Source organism: Chitinophaga sp. (assembly GCF_036566945.1).
Lineage (GTDB): Bacteria > Bacteroidota > Bacteroidia > Chitinophagales > Chitinophagaceae > Chitinophaga.
On record NZ_DATCVJ010000840.1, the window covers coordinates 1 to 7,310 of the forward strand.

The 7,310-nt window shown below is 45.9% G+C and carries 6 protein-coding genes; all 6 read left to right on the top strand.

Going from position 1 to position 7,310, the window contains the following annotated elements; translation table 11 throughout:
- Window positions 1-129 precede the first annotated feature (129 nt).
- Window positions 130-567 (top strand): MarR family winged helix-turn-helix transcriptional regulator, encoded by a 438-nt coding sequence (locus tag VIP81_RS25335; protein ID WP_331967839.1) that lies wholly within the window; start codon window positions 130-132, stop codon window positions 565-567.
- Between the two features lie 15 nt (window positions 568-582).
- Window positions 583-1,812 (top strand): MFS transporter, encoded by a 1,230-nt coding sequence (locus VIP81_RS25340; RefSeq protein ID WP_331967841.1) that lies wholly within the window; start codon window positions 583-585, stop codon window positions 1,810-1,812.
- 345 nt (window positions 1,813-2,157) lie between these two features.
- The gene (locus VIP81_RS25345) at window positions 2,158-5,718 is read left to right on the top strand and encodes a response regulator (protein ID WP_331967842.1); all 3,561 of its coding nucleotides are present in this window, start codon (window positions 2,158-2,160) and stop codon (window positions 5,716-5,718) included.
- A gap of 102 nt (window positions 5,719-5,820) precedes the next feature.
- Window positions 5,821-6,333 carry a hypothetical protein gene (locus tag VIP81_RS25350; protein WP_331967844.1) on the top strand — a complete coding sequence of 171 codons (513 nt, stop codon included), beginning with the start codon at window positions 5,821-5,823 and terminating at the stop codon, window positions 6,331-6,333.
- Window positions 6,334-6,410: 77 nt separating this feature from the next.
- Window positions 6,411-6,959, top strand: a complete 549-nt coding sequence (locus VIP81_RS25355) for an RNA polymerase sigma factor (RefSeq protein WP_331967846.1) — start codon at window positions 6,411-6,413, stop codon at window positions 6,957-6,959.
- A gap of 74 nt (window positions 6,960-7,033) precedes the next feature.
- A partial coding sequence (locus tag VIP81_RS25360; protein WP_331967848.1) for a hypothetical protein occupies window positions 7,034-7,310 on the top strand: 277 nt, incomplete at its 3' end.

A 7,310-nucleotide genomic window follows, 5' to 3' on the forward strand; every position in this document is an offset into this window, starting at 1 on the left:
ATGTTTAACGTTCGGCAAGATAATGTAAAATAAGGCCTCCCCCTCCACCACCCGATAAAATAATGACCCCACACCTGAAACTAATTTCCTACCTTTGTAAGGTAAACTTATAACTTTACCTTACAAACAATGACTACCAGGCAATCCGATATACTGGCCGCCCAACTCCGGCCACTGCTGGCAAGACTCAACCGGAAACTGCGCAAGCTCTCGCCGGCAAATGAACAGCTGTCGCAAAGTGAACGCTCCGTACTTGTGCTGCTGGATCAACACCAGCAACTGCTCTCTGCGGAGCTGGCGGTCATGGAAAAAATGACGCCCCAATCGATGGGGCAATTGTTACAGCACCTGGCGGCACTCGACTTAATCACCCGCACTCCTTCTGACAGCGATAAACGGAAAATACATATTTCGTTGTCGGCTGCCGGCAAAGAACGAATTCAAAAAGTAAGACGGGAACGCGACGAGTGGTTGAGTAAGGCCATTGCCAGTGTATGTACCAAAGAAGAGCAGGCCCTCCTGCAGGCAGTCCTGGCTCCTTTAGCCAAGGTGGTGGATTATGAGTAAAAGTGACGACAAAAAATGAACATCAGTACTTTCAACGCATTTAAAAGCCGCAACTACCGGTTATATTTCAGTGGTCAATCCATCTCCCTGATAGGTACCTGGATGCAGAAAACCGCCGTGAGCTGGGTGATCTACTCCCAGACCCATTCCAAGTTCATGCTGGGACTCACCCTTTTCGCCAGCATGTTTCCGTCGTTTGTTTTTTCCTTTTTAGGTGGTGTGGCATCCGACCGGTATAATCGCTATAAGCTGTTATTAATAACACAGGTCGCCTCCATGATACAGGCACTGTTGCTCACCATACTCATTTACTTCCGGAACTATTCGGTGTGGGAAATCATTGCCCTGAGCGCGTTTCTGGGCCTTATCAACGCATTTGATGTACCAGCCAGGCAATCACTGGTGTATGAAATGGTAGACAATAAAACCGACCTCCCCAATGCACTGGCACTGAATTCTTCCATGGTCAATCTTTCCCGGCTGATTGGTCCGGGTATAGCAGGACTGGCACTGGAAAAGTTCGGGGAAGACATTTGCTTCGGCTTAAATGCGATTAGTTTTATTGCAGTGATAGGTTCCCTGCTGCGCATGAAACTACCCGCATATACGCCTAAAATACGCACTAAAAACATAGCAGGAGAACTGAAAGAAGGAATGACCTATATCCGTGAAACGCCGGCCATTTCTTTGATATTACTAACGCTGGCTTCCGTAAGCCTGCTGGTACTGCCGTACACCACGCTGATGCCGGTATACGCAAAAGATATTTTTAAAGGCACCGCTTCCACCTTTGGGGTGATAGACAGTGCCATCGGACTGGGTGCCTTTTGTGGCGCTATTTTCCTCGCATCGCTGAAACCAGGAAAAAATCTTCGAAAAATTCTGGCCATCAACACGGTGATTTTCGGCGCCGGCCTGGTATTGTTTTCCCACTCCACCTACTACCCCATTGCGCTGGTATTTGCTACCCTCGCAGGTTTTGGGATGATGTCGCAGATCACCATCAGCAACACCCTCATTCAAACCACCGTAGATCCGGCGATGCGTGGACGCGTAATCAGCTTTTATGCCATGGCATTTTTTGGTATGCAGCCACTCGGCGGATTGCTGGTAGGCGCCCTATCGCAACTCATTGGTACACCCAATACCGTACTGCTGCAGGGCCTTATCACCATCGGTATTGGAGGCTTGCTTTTCAGGCGACTGCACGTTGGGCAGCCACTGGAATTAACAGTCAACACCTGAGTGGATTATAGTTACTCCTCTCCAAAATGATCATCCTCACCAGCGATAAACGCAGTGTCTTCTGCTGAAACAAAAATGCGATGATCCGTTTCCGTTATATACCCGCAGCAAAAGATACCAAACGACAATAAGCAGCCTCAGCCTGCTTAACAGCCTATCAGAAGTTGCCCATACTTTTCGGTTTGGTAAATTAATTTTACTACTTTTAAATTTATGAAAGACACACTCCTATTCCTGACACCATCTGAAGAAACAGGCCGGTCCCTATTATTACGTCACCGCCCTACCTGTTAACAGTATAAAATTCACCTGCCATTATTATTGAGACAAACAACATTCAGATAGATGAACACATCGTTTAAAAAAAATTTACTCGTCAGTTACGGCACTTCTCTTTTTTTATTAATTATCAGTTCCATTGCCTCTTTTATGAGCATCCACAACTTGCTGGAAAGCCAGGATTGGGTGAATCATACTAACCAGGTGATTACTAAGTTAGGCAATGTGCTCTCCGTGCTGAAAGATGGAGAAACAGGGCAGCGCGGCTTTTTACTCAGCGGACAGGCAGAGTTCCTGGAACCATATAATACCGCGAATCAAAAAGCAAATCAGTTGATGGATGAAGTCAAGGACATGACCCTCGACAACCCCGTTCAACAACAGGCGATTGAACAACTAAGGGATATTTCCAATAAAAGACTCGTACAATTACAACGCCTCATCGACGATAAAAAAGCAGGTACGCCCCCTGCACTGGAAGATTTAAGACTGGGGAAGGCACAGATGGATGAGTCCCGGAAACTGGTGCAACAAATGCAGGACCGGGAACAGGTGCTTCTCAACGGACGCACCAGCACGGTGAGTAAGTTTGCTTCGTATACTTCTATCCTGATATTACTCGCTTCTCTATTAGCCATCCTGGTCACCATCGTGTCGTTTTTGCGGGTGAACAGCGACTTCGACAAAAGGGCACAACTACAAAAGGAGCTGATACAGAAAGATGAGGAAACCACCCACCGCATCCATCTTATTCAAAACATCGCCGACAAAGTTTCAGACGGTGATTATAAGATCCGTGTAGGCGATGAAGGCAAAGATGTACTGGGCGCATTATCCGGCGCACTGAATAAAATGGCCGCCTCGCTGGAATTTTCTTTTACCAGTTTATCCGATAAAGAATGGCTACAGGCCGGCATTGCCGCCCTGAATGAAAAAATGATCGGGGAAAAAGATCTGGGCGCACTCACACAACAAGTTGTTGAATATCTCACCCATTATACCAACTCCCCGGCAGGCGTATTTTACCTGCAGGAATCGGAAAATACCTTATCTCTTGCTGCCAGCATAGGACTGAATAAAAATAATATCAGGAAAGAAATATTATTTGGAGAAGATATCGCCGGACAAAGTGCGCTATCGGGCAGGGAAATCCTGTTGAAAAAAGTAGCATCTGCCACCATGGTGGTGGACTATTCAGGCGGCAGTCTCCAACCGGATAGTATCATTGCCTTGCCTGTTTTTCACGAGAGAATATTAAAAGGCGTGATTGAAATCGCCTCCCTGCAAGCTTATACGGCAGTTACAGTCGAGTTCCTGAAAGCCGCCATGTTCAATATCGGCATAGCCATCAACAGCGCCCAGGATCACCAGCGTATGCAGGTGCTGCTGGAAGAAACACAGGCGCAATCAGAAGAATTACAATCCCAGCACAATGAGCTGGAAAATATCAATGCAGAACTGGAAGCCCAGTCGCAGCGATTACAGGCATCAGACGAAGAGCTGCGTGTACAACAGGAAGAACTGCAGGAAGCCAACCAGGAACTGGAAGAGAGAAGCCGTTTGCTGGAAGACAGCAATGCACTTATCCTGGAACGCAACCTGGAAATACAAACCAAGGCAGAAGAACTTGCGCTGACCACAAAATACAAATCAGAATTTCTGGCGAACATGTCGCATGAACTGCGTACACCATTAAATTCTATCTTACTGCTTTCCCGTCTTTTATCTGAAAACCATGACGCCAACCTCACCAACGAACAAATAGAATACGCCGGCGTGATTCAAAGCTCCGGCAACGGCCTCCTTACGCTGATCGATGAAATTCTGGACCTCTCAAAAATTGAGTCAGGCAAAATGGAGCTGGACTATAACTTCGTTACCCTGGAAGAAATTGGGGAAGAAATGAAATCCCTCTTCGAGCCACTGGCAATAGATAAAGGTATTTCATTTGTAGTGGAACTGGATCCAGTGCTACCTAAAATGATAGAAACAGATCATTTACGCCTGCAACAAATTCTGCGCAACTTGATTTCAAACGCGCTGAAGTTTACGGCACGCGGCACAGTAATGTTACAGATCACTTCCACCTCTCCCGGAATATCCTTTGCAGTAAAAGATACCGGCATCGGTATTATCAAAGATAAACAGCTCACCGTATTCGAAGCCTTCCAACAGGCCGACGGATCTACCCGCAGAAAATATGGTGGCACCGGCCTGGGACTTTCCATTAGCCGTGAACTGGCCAAACTGCTGGGCGGCGAAATTTACCTGGAAAGCGAAGAAGGAAAAGGCAGCACCTTTACGCTGACCATTCCATTGGAAAAAGACACAGTGCAGTTAAACCCTGTCGAATTTACAACGCCGACTGAGAAAGCTGTTTTCAAAGAACCCAAATACGTATCGCCCCGCATTCCGGCAGCCATACCAGACGACAGAGATCAGATCAATCCCGGCGATAAAATCATCCTGATCATTGAAGATGATACCGGCTTTGCACTGTCCCTGCTGAATTACACGCGCCAAAGCGGCTACAAAGGCATTGTGGCCGTACGCGGCGACGAAGGCGTAGCACTGGCCCAACAGTTCCTGCCACTAGGCATTTTACTGGATATTGAACTCCCCGTGAAAAGCGGTTGGGAAGTAATGGAAGAACTGAAAACCCATTCCGCTACCCGACCAATCCCTGTTCATATTATGTCGTCGCATGAAGTGAAACACCGGAGTCTTTCCCGTGGAGCGGTCGACTTTATCAATAAGCCCGTAGCCATTGAAAAACTCGGCGAAGTATTTCAGAAAATAGAACTGGCTCTCAGTCGTTATCCTAAAAAAGTACTGATTGTAGAAGAAAATAAAAAGCATGCACAGGGACTCGCCTATTTCCTCGAAAGTTTTGACATCTCTACAGAGATCAAAAACACGGTAGGCGAAGGATTAAAAGCCCTCAACCGCAATGAAGTGGACTGTGTGATCCTCGACATGGGCATCCCCACCCAGGGATCTTATGATGTACTGGAAGATGTGAAAAAGACACCCGGTTTTGAAAATTTGCCTATCATCATTTTTACCGGCAAAAATTTATCAAATGTAGAAGAATTCCGCATCAAGCAATATGCAGATTCTATTGTGATCAAAACTGCTCACTCCTATCAGCGCATCCTCGATGAAGTATCCCTGTTCCTTCATCTTGTGGAAACCAATAAAAAAGAAGCCGGTAACTCCCAGTACAAAAAAATGAAAGAGCTCAGTGAAATACTGAAAGATAAAACCGTGCTCGTAGCAGATGATGATGTACGCAACATTTTCTCGCTCACCAAATCACTGGAAGCCTACGGCCTGAAGGTATTGTCTGCCATAGATGGAAAAGAAGCCCTCCATCAGTTGCAGGAAGGACCTAAAGTAGATCTGGTACTCATGGACATGATGATGCCCGAAATGGATGGCTATGAGTCTACCAGCCGGATCCGGGAAATACCGCAGTACAAAACCCTGCCTATTATAGCCGTTACCGCCAAAGCCATGACCGGCGACCGCGAGAAATGTATTAATGCCGGGGCCTCCGATTACATTACCAAACCGGTAGATGTGGATCAGCTGATTTCGTTATTACGGGTATGGTTGTATGAATAAACAGGGGCAATCCACTTTATATGAACTAATTGTTACCGCCTGAGGGATTTTGCTTTTTCAAACGAATACATAATAGCACCATTCATTTAACTTAAACGCGTTATGTACAATTTTATCCCTGGAAAAGCATTCCTGCTGTTGGTAGCCGGCTCCCTGCTAACGATGGCCTGTAAAAAAAACAAGGACACCAAGCCGGAGCCCTCGCAGAAATACGGACAGATAGCCGGCACCTGGCAACAAAAAGACATCGTTTTTGCCGTGTCGGTGAAGCTGGGCGGACAAAATATTCCGGCCGGTACCAGCATTCTTCCGCTGGCGCCACTGCTGGGCCCTGCCGGCGCTTTATTTACCTGCACCAAAACAAACACCTACCAATTCGGGTCAGATGGCAACTTTAGCATCGACGGCTGCACGGAGCTGATCCTGCCTACTGCCGGTAACGCCGGTACCTGGAAACTGGATGTACACGATGCGGTATTTCTGCTGACTTCCCAAAAGGGTGACAACGATCCGCACTGGATAGAAAATGTAAGCGACTCGGCCCTCGATTTGTCCATTACAGTGACCATTCCGGGCGTAGCAACGGCGCCTTTGATATTGAAACTGAAGAAGTAAGGAAAGGGGAAAATAACAATAATATAATCAGTAATTCCTTGTATCTTGTTTAGGTCCATTAGATATTTGCGATCATTATGGAAAGTATCGTACAGGATATAAAGAATGGAAATATCGAAAGTTTTAAAATGATATATCAACAATATCATACAAAACTTTATTTCTACGTATTGAAATGTACACACTCTGTTTACCTGTCTGAAGAAACAGTACAGTTATCTTTCATACTACTTTGGGAAAGAAGAGAAAAACTATCAACAAATTTTAATATCTCTGCACAACTATTTCGTATAGCCAAGAGCGTGATGACAGACCTTTTGCGCAAGCAGCAGGTCAGGAACAGACACACCGAATCGATGGTCCGGGAAACGCCGGACTGGCATATGGAAACAGACCTGACCGTGAAAGAAGAATTAAAGCGGGTATATAACAGCATTGAACAATTATCTCCCATCAGGAAAAATGTGTTTAAACTAAGCCGCTTTGAAGGACTTCCACATAAAGAGATCGCCAAACAGTTATCCATCTCCCCAAAAACAGTTGAAAATCACATTGTACGGGCTATCCGGCAGTTAAAAGACTCCCTGTTGTTATTACTCATCACGATGATATCCCATTTCCTCTGACCTCTTTTCTTCTTCCAATATTTACAAATTGTTAAGCAGTGAGGGATTTGCTGTTTTCAAACGAATACATAGATATGAATCATCCAGCAACATTACTTGAAAAGTTTTTCCGGGGCGAATGCAATGAATCAGAAAAGCAGGCGGTCACCGCTTATTTCGCGGAGCATCCGGAAGCTTTACAGCACTGGTTAACGGAAGATAGCTGGCATTCATTTCACCCGGACAATGCGTTACCAGCAGCCATTTCCGATAAAATGCTGGCTGTTATAGAAAGTCGTACGTATCAACAAAAAAGAGTCAACACGATTGATTATAAATGGATCGCTGCCGCTGCAATACTAGGCGTGGCGG